We start from the raw sequence: 17,044 nt of genomic DNA, 5'->3' as shown, positions 1-17,044 counted from the left end.
GCCCTTCGTTGCTCGTGGCGTCAAAGGTATCTCGCAGGAGCCGCGGACTCCACTGTTCGGCTCAGACCGTCGGGCGTGCGCCTCGCGAGGTTCCGATGATGGCCGCGATCAGGTCGGAGTGCTGGACCTCGGGTCCGCTGAACGAGCCGTTGTTCCTGCCGTGGCGGAGCACCTCGACGCGGTCGGACACCGCCTGGATGTCGCCCAGGTTGTGGCTGATGAAGATCACGCCCAGACCCAGATCGCGCAGACGCTGGATGTGCGTGAGCACGTCCGCCGTCTGGGCGACGCTGAGCGATGCGGTGGGCTCGTCGAGCACGACCAGGCGCGGCTGACTGATCAGGGTGCGGGCGATCGCGACCGCCTGTCGCTGCCCGCCCGAGAGGGTGCTCAGCGGCACGCGGATCGACGGGATGCTGGCGCCGAGGTCGTCGATCGCCTGACGCGTCGCCGACTCCATGTCCGCCTCGCGCAGCATGCCCTTCGAGGTGCGGAGCTCCCGCCCGAGGAAGACGTTGGCGGTCACGTCGAGGTTCTCGCAGACCGCCAGGTCCTGGAACACCGTGGCGATGCCGAGCGCGTGCGCGTCGGCGGGGGAGCCGATGTCGACGCGCTCGCCGTTCAACCGGATCTCGCCGTCGGTCGGGTCCAGCGCCCCGGAGATGATCTTCGCGAGTGTGGACTTGCCGGCGGCGTTGTCGCCGATGAGTCCGACGACCTCGCGCGCGTTGACGGTGAAGTCGACGTCGACGAGGGCCTCCACAGCGCCGAAGCGCTTCGTGACGCCGCGCATGGTGAGCAGCGGTTCCGCCTGTGATGCGCTGATGCTCATGTGCGGTCCTCGAGCAGCTGCGACGGATCGGTCGCCTGGAGGATGTGGATCGTCGCGCCGACGAGCACCGCATCCTTGCCGAAGGAGGTGGGCACCGGGTCCCGACGAGCGGCCCGGCTCTGCGGCGCATGCTCGCGGACGGCCGAGGCGAAGGGGAGGAGGAAGATCGGTCCGGCATCCACCAGTTCTCCGCCGACAGTGATGACCTCGGGGGCGACCGACTGGCAGACGCCCGCGACGACGCGACCGAGGAGTGTGGCGGCATCCGCGATCACACGCGCGCATCCTGGGTCTCCCGATGCCGCCTGCGCGATCACGTCACGGAAGGTGACCTGGCCGTAGGTCGCGCGCAGCGGCGCGGTGATGGCTTCGGCCCCGACGAGCGTCTCGAGGCAGCCGCGCTGCCCGCAGGTGCAGATGGATCCGGAAGGATCGACCTGCACGTGCCCGATCTCGCCCGCGGTGCCCGAGCCTCCGCGGTAGAGGCGCGACCCCAGCACGATGCCGGCGCTCGTCGTGTACGAGGCGTGCACGAACAGGCTGTCCTCGACGTCTCGGGCGGTGCCGAGGGTGGCCTCGGCGAGGGCGGCGAGGTTCGCATCCTTCTCGACGAGCACCGGGCAGCCGAGTCGCTGCTGCACGACCTCGGCGACCGGCTGATCCTCCCACCGGCGCATCACGCCGCGGTAGGCGATGAGGCCGGACTCCGGGTCGATCGGCGCGGGCACCGCGATGCAGACACCTACGAGGTCGTCGGCATCCGCCGCGATCATGGTGAGCATGTCGATGAGGAGCAGGGTGATGCGATCGAGCACCGTGTCTTCGGCGTGGTCGGCCGGAAGGGGCATCGAGCGATCGGCGAGGACGTCTTGGCCGACGTCGCTGAGTCGCACCCGCATGCTGCGGCTGCCGATCTGCACCGCCGCCACGAGTCCGGCGCGTCGGGCGATCGTGACGAGCTGGGCTCGCCGTCCGCTCCGCGAGGTGGGGTGCGTCTCGACCAGACCGGTCTGAGAGAGCTCCTTCACGATCGCCGACACCGTGGCCGTCGACAGGCGCGTCGCTTCGGCGAGCTCGACCTGAGTGAGCCCGCCGAAGCGCTTGACCGCATCGACGATCTTCGCCGTGTTGGCCTCGCGCAGTCCCGACTGGGAACCGCCGGGCCATCTGCTCATAGCGGGAGCCTACCGCGCAGCGCCGTCGTCGCCGAGGTCAGCGCGCGGCTCCGGCGCGACGCTTGTTCCAGACGTCGAACGCCACGGCGATCAGCAGCACGAGGCCCTTCACGACTTGCTGCGTCGCCTGGTCGAGGCCCATGAGCTGCATGCCGTTGCTCATCACGGCCATGATGAGTCCGCCGATGATCGCTCCGCCGACGCGGCCGACGCCGCCGGTCACCGCGGCGCCGCCGATGAAGCAGGCCGCGATCGCGTCGAGCTCGAACATGTTGCCGGCGCCCGGCTGCGCGCCGTTGGTGCGAGACGAGAAGACGACACCCGCGACACCGGCGAGCATGCCCATGTTGACGAAGATCCAGAAGTTGATCTTCCGCACGTTCACGCCGCTGAGCAGCGCCGCGTGCAGGTTGCCGCCGATCGCGTACACGTGGCGGCCGAACACGCTCTTCTGCGTGATGACCGAGTAAGCGATGATCAGCACGGCCAGGATGATCAGGACGAACGGCAGACCGCGGCTGACCGAGAGCTGGTACCCGAACCACATCACGACGGCGGCGACGAGGGCGATCTTGACGATGAACCAGGGCAGTGCCTCGATCGTCTGCTGATGCGCGATCTTGGATCGCCGTGAGCGCACCTGCCAGACCGCGTACCCCACGACACCGAACGCGAAGATGGCGAGCGTGAACACGTCGACGCCGTAGCCGCCGAAGAGTCCGTTGATGAATCCGTTCGCGATCTGGTAATACGTGCCGCCGAAGGGCGAGAGCGAGACGTTCTGGAGCACCAGGAACGTGAGTCCGCGGAACAGCAGCATGCCGGCGAGCGTCACGATGAACGCCGGGATGCCGACGAAGGCGACCCAGAAGCCCTGCCAGGCTCCGACGAGCAGACCGACGGCGATCGCCGCGATCACGCCGACCCACCACGGGTACTGCCCGCGGATCACGACGACCGCGGCGACCGCGCCCGTCAGCGCCACCACGGAACCGACCGAGAGGTCGATGTGCCCGGCGATGATGATGATCACCATGCCGATCGCGAGGATCAGGATGTAGGAGTACTGCAGGATGATGTTGGTGATGTTGCCGGGGGAGAGGAACGTCGGGTTCAGGATCGCGAAGAAGGCGACGATCGCGACGAACGCGACGAGGATGCCGCTCTGACGCAGATTCCGCGTCGCGAGACTCATCAGGTTGCTGACGCCGTTCATGATGCGGCCGTCCTTTCGACAGTCATGAGGTGCATGAGGTTCTCCTGGGTTGCCTGGGCGATCGGCACTTCGCCGGTGATCCTGCCGAAAGCCAGTGTGTAGATGCGGTCGCAGATGCCGAGGAGCTCCGGCAGCTCGGACGAGATGACCAGCACGCCCTTTCCTTCGGCGACCAGTCGATTGATGATCGTGTAGATCTCGTACTTCGCCCCGACATCGATCCCGCGGGTCGGCTCATCGAGGATGAGCACGTCGGGTCCGGTCTGGATCCATTTGCTCAGCACGACCTTCTGCTGGTTGCCGCCCGAGAGGTTGCCGACCATCTGGAGGACCGTGGGCGACTTGATGTTGAGCTCGGCCTTGTACTGCTCGGCGACCTTGAGCTCGCGGTTCGCATCGATCCAGCCGCCGGGGCTGATCATGCGCAGCGACGCCATCGTGATGTTGTGGCGGATGTCGTCGATGAGGTTGAGACCGAACTTCTTCCGGTCCTCCGTGGCGTAGGCGATGCCGGCGCGGATCGCGGCGCTCGTGGTCGACGTGTCGACCTGCTTGCCGCGCACGAAGACCTTGCCGCTGGCGTTCCGTCCGTAGGTGCGGCCGAAGACGCTCATCGCCAGTTCCGTGCGTCCGGCGCCCATGAGGCCGGCGATCCCGACGACCTCCCCGGCGCGCACCGTCAGCGACGCGTCGTCGACCATGACGCGGCCGGGCTGCGTGGGGTGGTGCACGGTCCAGTGCTCGATGCGGAGGACCTCGTCGCCGATGTCCGGCGTCCGCTCGGGGTAGCGGTTGGCGAGGTCGCGGCCGACCATCGCGCGGATGATCGTCTCCTGCGTCGACTCCGGGTCGCTCATGTCGAGCGTCACGATCGTCTTGCCGTCGCGGATGACCGTCGTGCGGTCGGCGATCGCGGCGATCTCGTTGAGCTTGTGCGAGATGATGATCGACGTCATCCCCTCGTCGCGCAGGCGCCGGAGCAGGTCGAGCAGGTGCGCCGAGTCGGTGTCGTTCAGCGCCGCCGTCGGCTCGTCGAGGATGAGCAGGCGCACGTTCTTCGAGAGAGCCTTCGCGATCTCGATGAGCTGCTGCTTGCCGACGCCGAGCTGCGACACGGGGGCGGTCGGGTCCTCGTCGAGGCCGACCTGGGCCATCAGACGGGAGGCCTCTGAGTTGGCGCGGTCCCAGTCGATCAGTCCGCCCCGACCCCGGCGTTCATTGCCGAGGAAGATGTTCTCGGCGACGCTGAGGTGGGGGATGAGGGCGAGCTCCTGATGGATGATCACGATGCCGACGCTCTCGGAATCGTTGATCGAGCCGAAGGTCGCCTCCTCGCCCTCGTAGACGATCTCCCCCTCGTAGCTGCCGTGGGGGTAGACGCCCGAGAGGACCTTCATGAGCGTGGACTTCCCCGCGCCGTTCTCTCCGCAGATCGCGAGGATCTCGCCGGGCTTCACATCGAGGTCGACGCCTTGGAGGGCCTTCACCCCCGGGAAGCTCTTCTCGATGTTGCGCATCTCCAGGATGGCTGTCGTCATGGACGGTGTCCTTCCGATCGAGCTGTGGGGCGCGCGGCCGTCCGGCCGCGCGCCCCACGGTCAGGGACTATTCGGCGACGCCCGAGTCGACCTCGGCCTGGGTCCAGTAACCGGAATCGACGAGGAGCGACGTGATGTTGTCCTTGTAGACGATGTCCGACTGGAGCAGGTACGACGGGACGACCTTCACGCCGTTGTCGTAGGTCTTCGTGTCGTTGGCCTCGGGCTCATCGCCCTGGAGCATGGCCTCGGCGACCACGACCGACTGCTCGGCGAGCTTGCGCGTGTCCTTGAAGATCGACGCGAACTGCACGCCCTGGTTGATCAGGCTGACCGAGCCGATCTCGGCATCCTGACCGGTGACGATCGGAAGGCCGGCCTCGATGTTCGCGCCGAGTCCGCCGGTGCCCTGCAGTGCCGTGATGATGCCTCGCGAGAGGCCGTCGTACGGCGAGAGCACTCCGTCGAGCTTGGTGCCGTTGCCGTAGGTCGAGGTCAGCAGGTCCTCCATGCGCTTCTGCGCCGTCTCCTGCTGCCAGCGCAGAATCGCCGCCTGCTCGATGTCGGTCTGCCCCGACGGCACGGCGAGCACGCCGTCGTCGAGGAACGGCTGCAGCGTGTCCATCGCGCCCTGCCAGAAGAAGTGCGCGTTGTTGTCATCGAGCGATCCGGCGAAGAGCTCGATGTTGAACGGGCCCTTGACGTCGGTCTCCTTGCCGTCCGCGTCGAGCACGCCGAGGCCCACGAGCAGCGAGGTCGCCTGCTGGACGCCGACCTTGTAGTTGTCGAACGTGACGTAGAAGTCGACGTTCTCGCTGTCGCGGATCAGTCGGTCGTACGAGATGACGGGGATGTTGGCAGCCGCTGCGGCGTCGAGCTGCGAGGAGAGCGCGGTGCCGTCGATGGCCGCGATGATCAGGAGATCCGCGCCCTTGGTGATCATCTGGTCGATCTGCTGGCCCTGGGTGGGGATGTCGTCGCCGGCGTACTGCAGGTCGACCTGGTAGCCGGAGTCCTCGAGGCCCGCCTCGACGGCGCTGCCGTCGGCGATCCAGCGCTCGGAGGTCTGCGTGGGCATGGACACGCCGATCAGGAGGTCGCCCTTGTCGACCGAGCCCTTGTCGTCGCCGCCGCCCGCTGAGCCGGCGCCGCCGCCGCCGCATCCTGCGAGGGCGAGAGCCCCCACCAGGCCGAGTGCGGCCAGTGCATACTTCTTCTTCATTCCGAGCTCCTTCGCTGTGAACGGCGGCGTCTCTCTCGACGCCCGCGAACCCGCTTCGGTGAAGGTTCGCTTGACACACTTTCTTGAGTTCGAGACTCGAAGTCAAGCGGCTGTGATGATTTCGTTACTTTCGCGAGATGCGCGACGCATTCCCGAGATTCCGGGAAAGCGCCACGCCAAGAGAGTTCGAGACATGAAGACACCGCATTCTCTTGCATAGTCGTGTCCGACGCTCTCTTCCCACTTTAGGTTGACGTCGACATACATGACGTGGTGCGCTCGGGGCCCGATCCCGTGGCCAAGCGGTGCTCCGGTCCCGGTTCGACGCCTCCGTCTGGGAGCGTGTAGGACTGACCTGGGACCAGCACGCTCATCTGGAGGAATGCGATGACGGACTATGTGGAGATCGTGCTGCGGCGGAATCGGGGGTGGCCGTGGCCCGAGGATTCATGGGGCCTGACTCCGATGCACGGGGAAGACGGTTGGTGCCGTGTGTGCGGGGTGCCGCAACATCCGCAGTCCGGCTCGATCGTTCTGCAGAGTCGCGGGTTGACCGTGTCCGGCGGCTGGGTGCCGTTCTGGCAGTATGACGTCTACTGCATGGAGTCGCAGTTCCGAGCGCGAGCTGAATCTGAATTCGGTTTGACGTTCCGCCCAGTCCGCGCTCCGAAGGGTGAGCTTGACGCGGTGCAGGTGGTTGTTGATTCCAGCCCGGCCAGCTGGTTCGAGCCGGACGACCTGGAGAAGCTGATCACCCCGATACACGGTGAGGCCGCTGAGGAGTGTGCCGTGTGCGGGGTCGTGAGGTGGATGCCGGTGGGGATGGACGTCTTGCCGCCGCCGCCGCCCGCGGTTCTCGCTCTGGAGCGCCCCGTGGTGGCAAGTCCCGAGTGGTTTGGCGCTGGATACCAGTCGTTTCGGCAGATCGTATGGCGGCGCGATGTGGCGGAGTTCCTATTGACTGTCGGGCCGAAGGACTTCCGAATTCAAGAGCTCCCAGATCGATAGTCCGTCGGATGTTCGAGTGACAGGTGATGGACTCGCGATCCGCCACCGGCAGGCTGTCTCCTGACGCCCGGGATGTCGGGACGGCGGCACCACTGTGCAGATCGTGCGGGATGCGTCGGGGCGGATCGTGTCGCGGACGATGGATCCGGCGGGTTCTGCTCCGGCCGTGACGACGAAGTATCTGCAAGCCGCTGGCGGTGACGTGGCGTGGGGGCAGAAGATCGCAGAGGGAACGGTCAATAGTGTCAAGTGGCTGTTCACTCGTAGTCCCACAACCGACCGCGTCGGCCCGAGCGGTCCGCTAGCCGAGTGCCTGACAAAGAATGGAATCACATGGCAAGTCGTGCCATAGAAAGCTGGGCGTCATACCCGCTGAACGAACAAGATCCATACTGGATTTTGCAAGAGCTGCCGCGGACTGAGGCCCGTGCTCAGTTCGAGCGTACGATGACCTCAAAGTCGGACCGGATCGTCGCACTGCGGAATTTGCTTGAGCCTGTGGGGAACTCGCTCGACGGTAGCGATCGGGATGTGCAACTACTGAACGACTGGTTTGTGGAGGCGATGAGTCCACTCTCAGGTACCGACACTCCGGACGGCGTATCGCTCTCGGTCTGCGAAGACGTCGCGCTTCACCTTGGTGATTTGATGATTTCTCGTCATCCCGAACTGTATTGGGAGTTCTTCACGTGGGGGAAGAAAAACGTCTCGTATCAGTGTCATGTAATCATGGGTTTTCCCTTTGACGGACCTGCGCTGCATGCAAACTTGGATCTCGCCAGAATCGTTCACAGCTACGGAGTCCATGTGCTGGAAGCCCGAAGCGGTTCGCCAACAATTCTTGAGCTGCCCGAGGGGCACCCATTGAATCAATTTAGATTGGCCCCTGTGCCCTTGAAAGCACAGAACTTTGTGGAGTTGCTCGACAAGACGAGTCGGCGTTTCATCCCGAAGAACCGGTCGGACTAGCAGTACTGACCGGATCGCAGCAGGTTCCCAAAGGCAAGCGGGTCAATGCGCCGGTGGGGAGGGGCGCATTCTGGATTCGGCTGGATCACTACGAGTTCATACAGACGGCCTTTCCATTCGAAAGAGAGCGGAATGATCGAATTAGACTTCGCCATCCATCGTGATTCATCGCTTACTGATGTCGTGTGGCACGAAGTCGGGGAGGTCTCTCTCCGGTATGATTGCTTTCTCGGTGACATCATATTCAAGGTCGCCAGCGTAGACATTAGTGCGCAGTGGGGTTGGGTTCCAATTCTAGACTTTGCAATCTGTATGCGAATGATTGGAGACACCTTGAGTCTCGGGCGGCCCGACGTATTCGACTTTACGGAATCGGGTGTCATTATTGACTTCATTCCGCGCGGGAATGAAGTTGTCATCACGCCCGAATATGCGCCGGGGGCTTCGGTCGTATTGATGTCCGAATTCCAGAACGCTGCCGAGCAAATGTTGTCCCAGGTCAGGGCGCGCATCGAAGCTGATCATCCTGACCTTCGCGAGAATCCTCATTATAGAAACGCGCTTCGAGGTTACTGGTAAATCCGGTTTCGTTCACGACCCACCGGCAACGCACCCTCCGTGTTGAAGGGCACCAGGAGCAGGCTGTGCGGCCCTGCCGTGACGCTCGGCCGAACCGGGGCCGCCTCAGCGGCGGCGGTAACGTCGCGGAACCGCGCCGCTGGTGTTTGCGGCGCGTTCGCGTTCATGCAGGCGCAATTTGCTGCTCGTGACGGGGAGCAGAGGCAGGGCACCAGCGCCGGCTGGGTGACTACTTCAGATCGGCGGGAGGCCACGAGCATGTCCTATGCCGCCCTTGTTCTGTCGCTCACGGAGTCGGATGAAGAGATCTCGCTGACTCTGGTTCCTCGCAACGGATCGGGACTGCGCGGCCCTCGCGAAGACGAGATCGATGCGGCGCTCGCTACGCGGTGAAGTAGCTGCTCGTGGCGTTGTCGAGGATGCGTTGCATGCCGTGCAGCCAGTTGAGCTTCAGCGCCTCGACGGCGCCGGGGATGTCGCCCGCGGCCAGGCGGAGGGCGATCTCGGCGTGCTCGGCGGCCACGCGCTCGACCTTCACGTCTTCCGGAACGAGCAGTGACTCGTAGCGGTGGAACGAGCTGCGCACGCTCTCGATGACCGCGAGCAGACGGGTGTTCGGGCAGGCCGAGAGCATGACGCTGTGCCACTCGTCGTCCTTGGTGATGACGAGCTGGTGCTCGACGAGCTCGTCGGCGAAGGCATCCGCCATCTCCTTCAGACGGATGCCGATCTCGCGCAGCTCGTCGGGCGGACTGAGCTCGAGGGCGAGGCTCTCCAGGGTGGCCATGACGGGAGCGAGGTCTCGGAACTCCGAGGCGCTGAGCGGCACGAACCGGAAGCCCTTGCCGTTCTCGCTCTCGATCTGCCCCTCGGATTCCAGGGCGATGAGTGCTTCGCGGAGGGGTGTGCGGCTGACGCCGAGCTCGGTGGCCAGCTGCACCTCGTTGATGCCCTCGCCGGGCTGAACGAGGCCGGCTCGCATCCGCTCCAGAAGCTCCGCACGCACCTGCGAGCGCAGGTTCCTGCGTTCGATCGCCATGCCTCTCCCGTTCTGCCGCCTGCCCGTCAGCCTATGGGTTGACGGCCTCTGGACGACGTCCTAGTGTGTGTATACAGAATACAACCGGTTCCGGAAAAGCGCCAGAGCGAGACCGTGACCGCAGGGGAGAACTCAGAGAGGAGCCGTCGTGCCCGCATCCGCAGCCGACCAGCCGATCCGGCGCGTCCGCCTCGACGCGCTCGCCTACGGCGGCGACTACAACCCCGACCAGTGGTCGGAGGAGACCTGGCACGAAGACATCCGTCTGATGCGCGAAGCGGGCGTCAACATGGTCAGCCTGCCGATCTTCAGCTGGCCGCAGCTCGAGCCCGAACCCGGCGTCTACGACTGGGCCTGGCTCGACCGCATCATCGACCTGCTGTGGGATGCCGGCATCGCGATCGACCTCGCCACCGCCACCGCGACCCCGCCCTCGTGGCTGCTGCGCGCGCACCCCGAGATGGCGCCGTGGGATGCCGACGGGCACCGGCTCGAGTTCGGCTCCCGGCAGACCTACTGCCCCTCCTCGCCGATCTGGCGCGAGAACGTCGCTCGCATGGCCCGCGCCATGGCCGAGCGCTACGGCGCACACCCGGGGCTCGCGATGTGGCACATCTCGAACGAATACGGCGACCACACCTCCCGGTGCTGGTGCCCGGAGTCGGCACGGCATTTCCGCCGCTGGCTGCAGAACCGCTACGGCGACCTCGACGGGCTCAACGAAGCCTGGGGCGTCAACGTGTGGGGTCAGCGCTACACCTCGTGGGAGCACATCGAGACGCCGAAGAAGGCGCCCGGTCCGGTCAACCCGACCAAGCTGCTCGACTTCGAGCGGTTCTCGTCCGATGCACTGCTCGAGCTGTTCCAGGTCGAGATCGACGTGCTCCGCGAGGTCACACCCGACATCGCGGTGACCACCAACTTCATGAGCATGTTCCGCGACCTCGACTACTGGGACTTCGCGGCGGTCGAAGACGTCGTCACCGACGACGCCTACCCCGAGCCCGCCGATCCGACCTCGCACGTCGGCGCCGCGCTCAACTACGGACTCATGCGCTCGCTCAAGGGCGGGCAGCCCTGGCTGCTGCTCGAATCGTCGGCGAGCGCCACGAGCTGGCGCGACGTGAACGTGCCGAAGGCGCCGGGCAAGATCCGCGTCGAGAGCCTGCAGGCCGTCGCGCACGGATCGGATGCCGTGATGTTCTTCCAGTGGCGCCAGGCCCGGTACGGCCAGGAGAAGTTCCACTCGTCGATGCTCGGCCACCGGGGCGAGCGGTCGCGCAGCTTCCAGGAGACCAAGGCGCTCGGACTCGAGCTGAAGAAGCTCGAGCCGGTGCGCGGCAGCAGGGTGCGCTCGCGCGTGGCGCTGGTCGTCGACTGGGACTCCTGGTGGGGCATCAGCGCCGTCGAGTCGCTGCCGTCGCAGCGACTGCAGTGGGCGCAGCAGGCCCGCGCCTGGCACCGGGCGCTGTACACGCTGGGCCAGCCGACGGATGCCGTGCGCGCCACGGGTCCGTTCGACGCCTACGACGTGGTCGTGGTGCCGAACCTCTACATCGTCGAGCAGCCGCAGGCCGATGCGCTCCGTGCGTTCGTCGACCGCGGCGGGCACCTGGTGGTCGGGCCGTTCTCGGGCGTCGTGGACGCGACCGAGAAGGTGCACGAAAGCGGAGCGCCCGGACTGCTGCGCGACCTGCTCGGCATCGAGGTCGACGAGCAGTGGCCGATCGCCGACGGACTGACCTCGCTCATCGACTACGCGGGTGAGAGCCTCACCGTGCCGCAGTGGAGCGAGTGGCTCGAGGCCGACGGCGACGTCGAAGTGCGCGGGACGTATGTCGGCGGCGAGCTCGACGGCCTCCCCGCCGTCACGCGCCATGCGATCGGCACCGGCTCCGCCTGGTACCTCAGCGCGATCGTCGAGCCCGAGGGGATGCTGCCGATCTTCCGGGATGTGCTGCTCACGGCCGGACTCCCCGCCCGCGACCGCACCGACGTCGACGTCGAAGTCGTCACCCGCGCCGACGACGACACCGACTTCACCTTCTACCTGAACCACGGGCGCGCTCCGGTCTCGTTCGAGATCGCCGGTGCGGGCACCGATCTGCTCACCGGCATCCGTCATTCCGGGCGTCTGGATCTCGACCGCTACGGCGTCGCGGTCCTTGCATCGCCCCGGTCCGACGCCATTCCGTTCGCCACCCTGGCCCCGCCTCTGCACGACCACGATCCGAAGGAGGAAGCATGACGACGTTCGTGCATCCGTACATCCCCAACACGGCACCCGAATCGCGTGCGGCGATGCTCGCCGCCGTCGGCGCAGAATCCGTCGAGGAGTTCTACGCCGACGTGCCGGAGTCGCTGCGTCTGCAGCGCGCGCTCGACCTGCCCGCACCACTCGTCGCCGAGCAGGATCTCGCGCGTCACGTGCGCGGCATCCTCGCGACGAACCGCTCGACCGAGGAGCGTCTGAGCTTCCTCGGCGCCGGCACCTACAACCACTACGTGCCCGCCGTCGTCGACGAGGTGATCCGCCGCAGCGAGTTCCTCACTGCTTACGCCGGCGAGCCCTACGAGGACCACGGACGCTTCCAGGCGCTGTTCGAGTACCAGTCGCTGATGGCCGAGCTGCTCGCGATGGATGTCGTGAACGTGCCGACCTACGACGGGTACCAGGCGACGGCCACGGGTCTCGCGATGGCCGGACGCCTCACCGGCCGCGGCCGTGTGCTGGCGCTGAGCGACGTCCTGCCGGAGAAGCTCTCGAAGGTGCACGACTACATCCGCACGAGCCTCGCGATCGAACAGGTCGCGCCGGCCGACGGCACCGCCGACCTCGACGCCTTCCGCGAGCAGCTCGATGACGGAGTCGCCGCCGTCTGGATCGAGACGCCCAGCGCGACCGGCGCCGTCGAGACCCGGCTCGCCGAGATCGCCGAGGCCGCGCACGCGGTCGGCGCGATCGTCGTGGTCGGCACTGACCCGATCGGTTACGGGGTGCTGACCCCGCCCTCGATGCAGGGCGCCGACATCGTCACGGGCGACATCCAGTCGCTCGGGCTGCACCAGTGGTTCGGCGGCGCCCATGCCGGCTTCATCGCCGTGCACGACGACGAGCGTTTCGTGATGGAGATGCCCTCACGTCTGTTCGGGCTGGAATCCACCGACGTGCCGGGAGAGTACGGCTTCGGCGACGTCGCCTACGAGCGCACCTCCTTCGCGCAGCGTGAAGAAGGCAAGGAATGGGTCGGCACCGCCGCCGCGCTGTGGGGCATCGCCACCGGCGTCTACCTCTCGCTGATGGGGCCCGCCGGCATGGCCGAGCTGGGCGAGCTGCTGCTGGCCCGCACGCGCTATGCGCAGCAGAAGCTGGCCGCGGTGCCCGGCGTCGAGCTCGGCGACACCGCGCTGCACCTGCGCGAGTTCACGGTGAGGTTCGCCGTCGCGCGTGCCGCCGACGTCGTCACCGCGCTGCGCGCCCAGGGCATCGAGCCCGGGGTCGTGCTCGACGAGCGGACGCTGCTGGTCTGCGTGACGGAGGCCACCTCGGCCGCCGACATCGACCGTCTTGCCGACGCCGCTTCCGCATTCGTTTCCGATGACTCCAAGGAGCACGGCGCATGAGCCTTCCCATCGCCCCCACCACCGGCCCGCGCCGCTTCCACCAGGCCAGCTGGAACGAGCCGATCATCTTCGAGCTGTCGACGCCGGGCGAGCGCGGAGTGTCGATCACCCCGGTCGAGCCGACCGTGCGCGACGCGGTCGGCGACGTGCTCGCCGACCTGCCCGAGGGGATGCGGCGTGCCGCCCCGCCCGCGCTGACCGAGATCGCGCAGATGCGTGTGCTCAAGCACTACCTGCGGCTGTCGCAGGAGAACCTCGGCTCCGACCTCAACGTCGACATCGGCCAGGGCACCTGCACCATCAAGTACTCGCCGAAGATCAACGATCAGCTCATCGAGGTGCCGCAGCTGCGGGCGCTGCATCCGGCGCAGAACCCCGACGACACCCAGGGCGCTCTGGAGCTCATCTGGCGGCTCGAGCAGATGATGCAGGAGATCTCGGGGATGGATGCCGTCTCGCTCGCCTCCCCCGGCGGATCCGCCGGCATCTGGACCAACATCGCGATGATCCGGGCGTACCACGAGTCCCGCGGCGAGGGGGATCAGCGCGACGAGGTCATCACGACGATCTTCAGCCACCCGTCCAACGCCGCCGCCGCCAAGGTCGCCGGGTACAAGATCATCACGATCTACCCGGATGCCGACGGCTACCCCGACCTCGACGCGCTGAAGGCCGCGCTGTCCGAGCGGACCGCGGCGATCATGGTGACCAACCCCGAGGACACCGGCATCTACAACCCGGCCATCCGGGAGTGGGTCGACGCCGCGCACGCGGTGGGCGCTCTCGCCTCGTACGACCAGGCCAACGCCGCCGGCATCCTCGGCATCACCCGCGCCCGCGACGCCGGCTTCGACGTCTGCCAGTTCAATCTGCACAAGACCTTCTCCGCCCCGCACGGCAGCGGCGGCCCCGGCGCTGCGGCGAACGCGGTCTCCGCGGCGCTGGCTCCTTTCCTTCCGGGGCAGCGGGTCGAGAAGGTCGACGGCCGCTTCGTGGTCCGCGAACCCGGTGAGCTCTCGATCGGGCACGTCGCGCCGGCGCATGGCGTGATCCTGCACGTGGTGCGCGCGTACGCGTGGATCATGGCGCTCGGCGCGGAAGGCCTGCTGACCGCGTCGCAGATCGCCGTGCTGAACAACAACTACCTGCTGTCTCGCGTGCTCGAGATCCCGGGCGCCTCGGCGCCCTACGCGACCGGACGACGCCGCATCGAGCAGGTGCGGTACTCGTGGCAGGAGTTGTTCGAGGACACCGGCATCACGTCGGAGGAGATCGGCATCCGCATGGCCGACTACGGCTTCCACTACTGGACGAGCCACCACCCTTACGTGGTGCCGCAGCCGTTCACGCTGGAGCCGACCGAGTGCTACTCGAAGGCCGAGATCGACGAGTATGTCACGGCGCTCGCCCGGGTGGCCAAGGAGGCACGCGAGGATCCGGAGCTCGTGCGCACGGCCCCGCACAACCAGACCGTGCACCACACGCATCACGACTCGTTGGACGACCCGGCGCTCTGGGCCGTCACCTGGCGCGCGTACCGGCGGAAGTATTTCGGCGAAGTGCCGGCGGACGCCGTCGGGCCGTCGGTCCTCGAGGAGTCCATCGCCTCGTGATCGGACTGGTCGTCAACCCTGTCGCCGGAGTCGGCGGGCCTGCGGGCCTGGCCGGCTCCGACGGCGCGGACGTGCAGCGTCTCGCGGTCTCGCGCGGCGCGCGTTCGCGCGTGCAGGAGCGGGCGGCCCTGGCGTTGACGGTGCTGGCGGCGCAGCATCCGGGTCTCGTGGTCGTGACCGCAGCCGGGGAGATGGGAGCGGATGCCGTGCGCGCAGCGGGCCTCGTGCCGTGCGTCGCGTATGCGCCGTCCCGTGCGTCTCGCGAGCGCGCCGAATCAGGCGAACACGTGGAATCAGGCCGTTTCCCGCCGAATCTGCCTGATTCCGCGGGTCTGCCTGATGCGGTGCGGCCGACGGATGCCGCAGACACCTCCCGTGCTGTCGCGGCAGTCGCTGCCGCCGGAGCAGACCTCGTGCTCGTCGTGGGCGGCGACGGGACGCTGCGGGATGCGGCGGCCGGGCTCGGTGCGGCCGGTGCCGCGTTCACAATTCAGCAAGAACCGGCGGATTCGACCCCTTCAGGGTCATCCGGGGGTCTCCTCGGCGAATCCTTGCTGAATTGCGAACCGACCGACCGGGAGCCCGAGCCCCGGATGCCGGCGATCCTCGGCATCCCGGCCGGCGTGAAGATGTACTCCCCTGTCTTCGCGGTCAGTCCGCGGGCGGCAGGAGCGCTCGCCGCGGACTGGGTGACGCGCGGCGGGCTGCCCACCGACGACCGCGAAGTGCTCGACATCGACGAGGCCGCAATGCGCCGGGCGCGGGTCGAACCCACTCTCCACGCGATGCTGCAGGTGCCGTACCTCGCCGGTCGCACCCAGGCGCGGAAAGCCGCGACACCGGCATCCGAAGCCGCCGCCGTCGCGTCCGCCGCGCGCGGAGCAGTCGCCCGGATGCGGCCCGGCATCCGGTACCTGCTCGGCCCCGGCGGCACCACGGCCGAGATCGCCCGGCAGCTCGGTGTCGACGGCAGCCCGCTCGGCGTCGACGTGATCCTCGACGGCGCGGTCGTCGTGCGCGCCGCGAGTGAGCAGCAGCTCCTCGCCGAGATCGCCCAGGGGCCTGCGCAGGCCGTCGTCACGATCATCGGCGGGCAGGGCTTCCTGCTCGGCCGCGGCAACCAGCAGCTCTCGGCATCCGTGCTCCGCGCCCTCGATGACGATCCACTTCTCGTCGTCGCCCCTGAACAGAAGCTCATCGACCTGCACGGTCGACCCCTACTGGTCGACACCGGCGATCTCGAACTCGACGTGCAGCTCGCCGGACATGTGCGCATCATCACCGGCATCGGCACGAGCAGCCTGTACGCCGTGACCGCCCCCGAACTCACCCCCGTCTGAAAGAACCCGAAAGGAACCCCCATGCGACTCGAGAACAAGAAGGCCATCGTCACCGGCGGCGCCGGCGGCATCGGCCGCGCCACGTCGATCGCGCTCGCCGCGGAGGGCGCCGCGGTCGCCGTCGTCGACCTGAACGTCGAAGCCGCCGAGGCCGTCGCGGCCGAGATCCGCGAGGCAGGCGGCACGGCCGTCGCGATCGCCGCCGACGTCTCCAGCGAGCCCGACATCGAGCGGGTCATCGCCACCGCCGTGGCCGAGTTCGGCGGCGTGGACGTCGTCTTCAACAATGCGGGCATCATCCGCCGCACGACCGCCGTCGAGACGACCGTCGAGGAGTGGGACCGCGTCTTCGGCGTGAACGTGCGCTCGATCTTCCTCATGTGCAAGCACATCGTGCCGATCATGGAGGCCGCGGGCGGCGGCTCGATCATCAACACCGGATCCGGCTGGGGGCTCAAGGGCGGCGGCCAGGCCATCTCGTACTGCGCGTCGAAGGGCGCCGTGGTGAACATGACCCGTGCGCTGGCGATCGACCATGGGCCGGCCGGCATCCGCGTCAACTCGGTCAATCCGGGCGACGTGAACACCGGGATGCTGCGCGAAGAGGCCCGTCAGCTGGCGCAGGACACGAACGCGTTCCTCGCCGAGGCCGCCGACCGTCCGCTGCGTCGGATGGGCGAGCCGCGCGAGGTCGCGCAGGCCGTGGTCTGGCTCGCGAGCGACGACTCGTCCTACGTCACGGGCTCGGCGCTCGTGGTCGACGGCGGCGGGATCGCGTAGCGCCGGAGGTCGCGCGTCCACCGGTGTCACGCGGGGTGACATTGCTCCACCTGGGCAGTATCTTTGTTTGACCACCGAAACAAGATGAGTCGAGGACAGCGTGACACCG

14 protein-coding genes are annotated in these 17,044 nt (G+C 67.3%); 8 read left to right on the top strand and 6 right to left on the bottom strand.

The window, feature by feature from the left end; genetic code table 11:
* Positions 1 to 61 precede the first annotated feature (61 nt).
* The 5 genes from ABS642_RS12900 to chvE all read right to left on the bottom strand — a co-directional run bounded on the left by ABS642_RS12900 (position 62) and on the right by chvE (position 5,983).
* Positions 62 to 832, bottom strand: a complete 771-nt coding sequence (locus ABS642_RS12900) for an ATP-binding cassette domain-containing protein (RefSeq protein ID WP_350350379.1) — start codon at positions 830 to 832, stop codon at positions 62 to 64.
* Positions 829 to 2,007 (bottom strand): ROK family transcriptional regulator, encoded by a 1,179-nt coding sequence (locus ABS642_RS12895; RefSeq protein ID WP_350350378.1) that lies wholly within the window; start codon positions 2,005 to 2,007, stop codon positions 829 to 831. The genes ABS642_RS12900 and ABS642_RS12895 overlap by 4 nt, the downstream gene beginning before the upstream one ends.
* A 37-nt stretch (positions 2,008 to 2,044) precedes the next feature.
* Positions 2,045 to 3,223 carry a multiple monosaccharide ABC transporter permease gene (mmsB, locus tag ABS642_RS12890; protein WP_282214968.1) on the bottom strand — a complete coding sequence of 393 codons (1,179 nt, stop codon included), beginning with the start codon at positions 3,221 to 3,223 and terminating at the stop codon, positions 2,045 to 2,047.
* The gene (gene mmsA / locus ABS642_RS12885; RefSeq protein ID WP_282214967.1) at positions 3,220 to 4,761 is read right to left on the bottom strand and encodes a multiple monosaccharide ABC transporter ATP-binding protein; all 1,542 of its coding nucleotides are present in this window, start codon (positions 4,759 to 4,761) and stop codon (positions 3,220 to 3,222) included. The genes mmsB and mmsA overlap by 4 nt, the downstream gene beginning before the upstream one ends.
* A 67-nt stretch (positions 4,762 to 4,828) precedes the next feature.
* Positions 4,829 to 5,983, bottom strand: coding sequence for a multiple monosaccharide ABC transporter substrate-binding protein (chvE, locus tag ABS642_RS12880; RefSeq protein ID WP_282214966.1), 1,155 nt, complete (start codon positions 5,981 to 5,983; stop codon positions 4,829 to 4,831).
* A 549-nt stretch (positions 5,984 to 6,532) separates the two neighbouring features.
* Here chvE and ABS642_RS12875 point away from each other — a divergent pair.
* From ABS642_RS12875 to ABS642_RS12865, 3 genes are all read left to right on the top strand, one after another.
* Positions 6,533 to 6,991: a hypothetical protein gene (locus ABS642_RS12875; RefSeq protein ID WP_350350377.1), complete on the top strand. Its 459-nt coding sequence runs from the start codon at positions 6,533 to 6,535 to the stop codon at positions 6,989 to 6,991.
* Positions 6,992 to 7,324: 333 nt separating this feature from the next.
* A complete protein-coding gene (locus ABS642_RS12870) occupies positions 7,325 to 7,960 on the top strand; it encodes a hypothetical protein (protein WP_350350376.1) in 636 nt (211 codons plus the stop codon).
* 132 nt (positions 7,961 to 8,092) lie between these two features.
* The gene (locus tag ABS642_RS12865) at positions 8,093 to 8,539 is read left to right on the top strand and encodes a hypothetical protein (RefSeq protein ID WP_282214962.1); all 447 of its coding nucleotides are present in this window, start codon (positions 8,093 to 8,095) and stop codon (positions 8,537 to 8,539) included.
* 382 nt (positions 8,540 to 8,921) lie between these two features.
* Here ABS642_RS12865 and ABS642_RS12860 read toward each other — a convergent pair whose 3' ends face one another.
* Entirely contained in the window at positions 8,922 to 9,578 is a 657-nt protein-coding gene (locus tag ABS642_RS12860; protein ID WP_350350375.1) for a GntR family transcriptional regulator, read from the bottom strand.
* Positions 9,579 to 9,726: 148 nt separating this feature from the next.
* Here ABS642_RS12860 and ABS642_RS12855 point away from each other — a divergent pair, with 148 nt between their 5' ends.
* The 5 genes from ABS642_RS12855 to ABS642_RS12835 are packed head-to-tail and all read left to right on the top strand — an operon-like array spanning position 9,727 to position 16,935.
* On the top strand, positions 9,727 to 11,826 hold the full coding sequence (locus ABS642_RS12855; RefSeq protein ID WP_350350374.1) for a beta-galactosidase: 2,100 nt from the start codon (positions 9,727 to 9,729) through the stop codon (positions 11,824 to 11,826).
* Positions 11,823 to 13,202, top strand: a complete 1,380-nt coding sequence (gene gcvPA / locus ABS642_RS12850) for an aminomethyl-transferring glycine dehydrogenase subunit GcvPA (protein ID WP_350350373.1) — start codon at positions 11,823 to 11,825, stop codon at positions 13,200 to 13,202. Before ABS642_RS12855 ends, gcvPA begins: the two co-directional genes overlap by 4 nt.
* On the top strand, positions 13,199 to 14,815 hold the full coding sequence (gcvPB, locus tag ABS642_RS12845; RefSeq protein WP_350350372.1) for an aminomethyl-transferring glycine dehydrogenase subunit GcvPB: 1,617 nt from the start codon (positions 13,199 to 13,201) through the stop codon (positions 14,813 to 14,815). The genes gcvPA and gcvPB overlap by 4 nt, the downstream gene beginning before the upstream one ends.
* Positions 14,812 to 16,155 carry an NAD(+)/NADH kinase gene (locus ABS642_RS12840; RefSeq protein ID WP_350350371.1) on the top strand — a complete coding sequence of 448 codons (1,344 nt, stop codon included), beginning with the start codon at positions 14,812 to 14,814 and terminating at the stop codon, positions 16,153 to 16,155. The genes gcvPB and ABS642_RS12840 overlap by 4 nt, the downstream gene beginning before the upstream one ends.
* Positions 16,156 to 16,176: 21 nt before the next feature.
* On the top strand, positions 16,177 to 16,935 hold the full coding sequence (locus tag ABS642_RS12835) for a glucose 1-dehydrogenase (protein WP_350350370.1): 759 nt from the start codon (positions 16,177 to 16,179) through the stop codon (positions 16,933 to 16,935).
* Positions 16,936 to 17,044: the final 109 nt, after the last annotated feature.

The organism is Microbacterium sp. A8/3-1 (genome assembly GCF_040267695.1).
GTDB lineage: Bacteria > Actinomycetota > Actinomycetes > Actinomycetales > Microbacteriaceae > Microbacterium > Microbacterium luteolum.
The sequence above is the reverse complement of the archived record's forward strand: the minus strand, read 5'-3'. Positions and strand labels throughout refer to the sequence as shown.

Bases quoted from the DNA above. Each gene is read 5' to 3' on its own strand.
- gcvPB (WP_350350372.1), top strand. From the start codon at position 13,199: ATGAGCCTTCCCATCGCCCCCACCACCGGCCCGCGCCGCTTCCACCAG.
- chvE (WP_282214966.1), bottom strand. From the start codon at position 5,983: ATGAAGAAGAAGTATGCACTGGCCGCACTCGGCCTGGTGGGGGCTCTC.
- mmsB (WP_282214968.1), bottom strand. From the start codon at position 3,223: ATGAACGGCGTCAGCAACCTGATGAGTCTCGCGACGCGGAATCTGCGT.
- ABS642_RS12895 (WP_350350378.1), bottom strand. From the start codon at position 2,007: ATGAGCAGATGGCCCGGCGGTTCCCAGTCGGGACTGCGCGAGGCCAAC.
- ABS642_RS12835 (WP_350350370.1), top strand. From the start codon at position 16,177: ATGCGACTCGAGAACAAGAAGGCCATCGTCACCGGCGGCGCCGGCGGC.
- mmsA (WP_282214967.1), bottom strand. From the start codon at position 4,761: ATGACGACAGCCATCCTGGAGATGCGCAACATCGAGAAGAGCTTCCCG.
- ABS642_RS12870 (WP_350350376.1), top strand. From the start codon at position 7,325: ATGGCAAGTCGTGCCATAGAAAGCTGGGCGTCATACCCGCTGAACGAA.
- ABS642_RS12900 (WP_350350379.1), bottom strand. From the start codon at position 832: ATGAGCATCAGCGCATCACAGGCGGAACCGCTGCTCACCATGCGCGGC.
- ABS642_RS12860 (WP_350350375.1), bottom strand. From the start codon at position 9,578: ATGGCGATCGAACGCAGGAACCTGCGCTCGCAGGTGCGTGCGGAGCTT.
- gcvPA (WP_350350373.1), top strand. From the start codon at position 11,823: ATGACGACGTTCGTGCATCCGTACATCCCCAACACGGCACCCGAATCG.
- ABS642_RS12865 (WP_282214962.1), top strand. From the start codon at position 8,093: ATGATCGAATTAGACTTCGCCATCCATCGTGATTCATCGCTTACTGAT.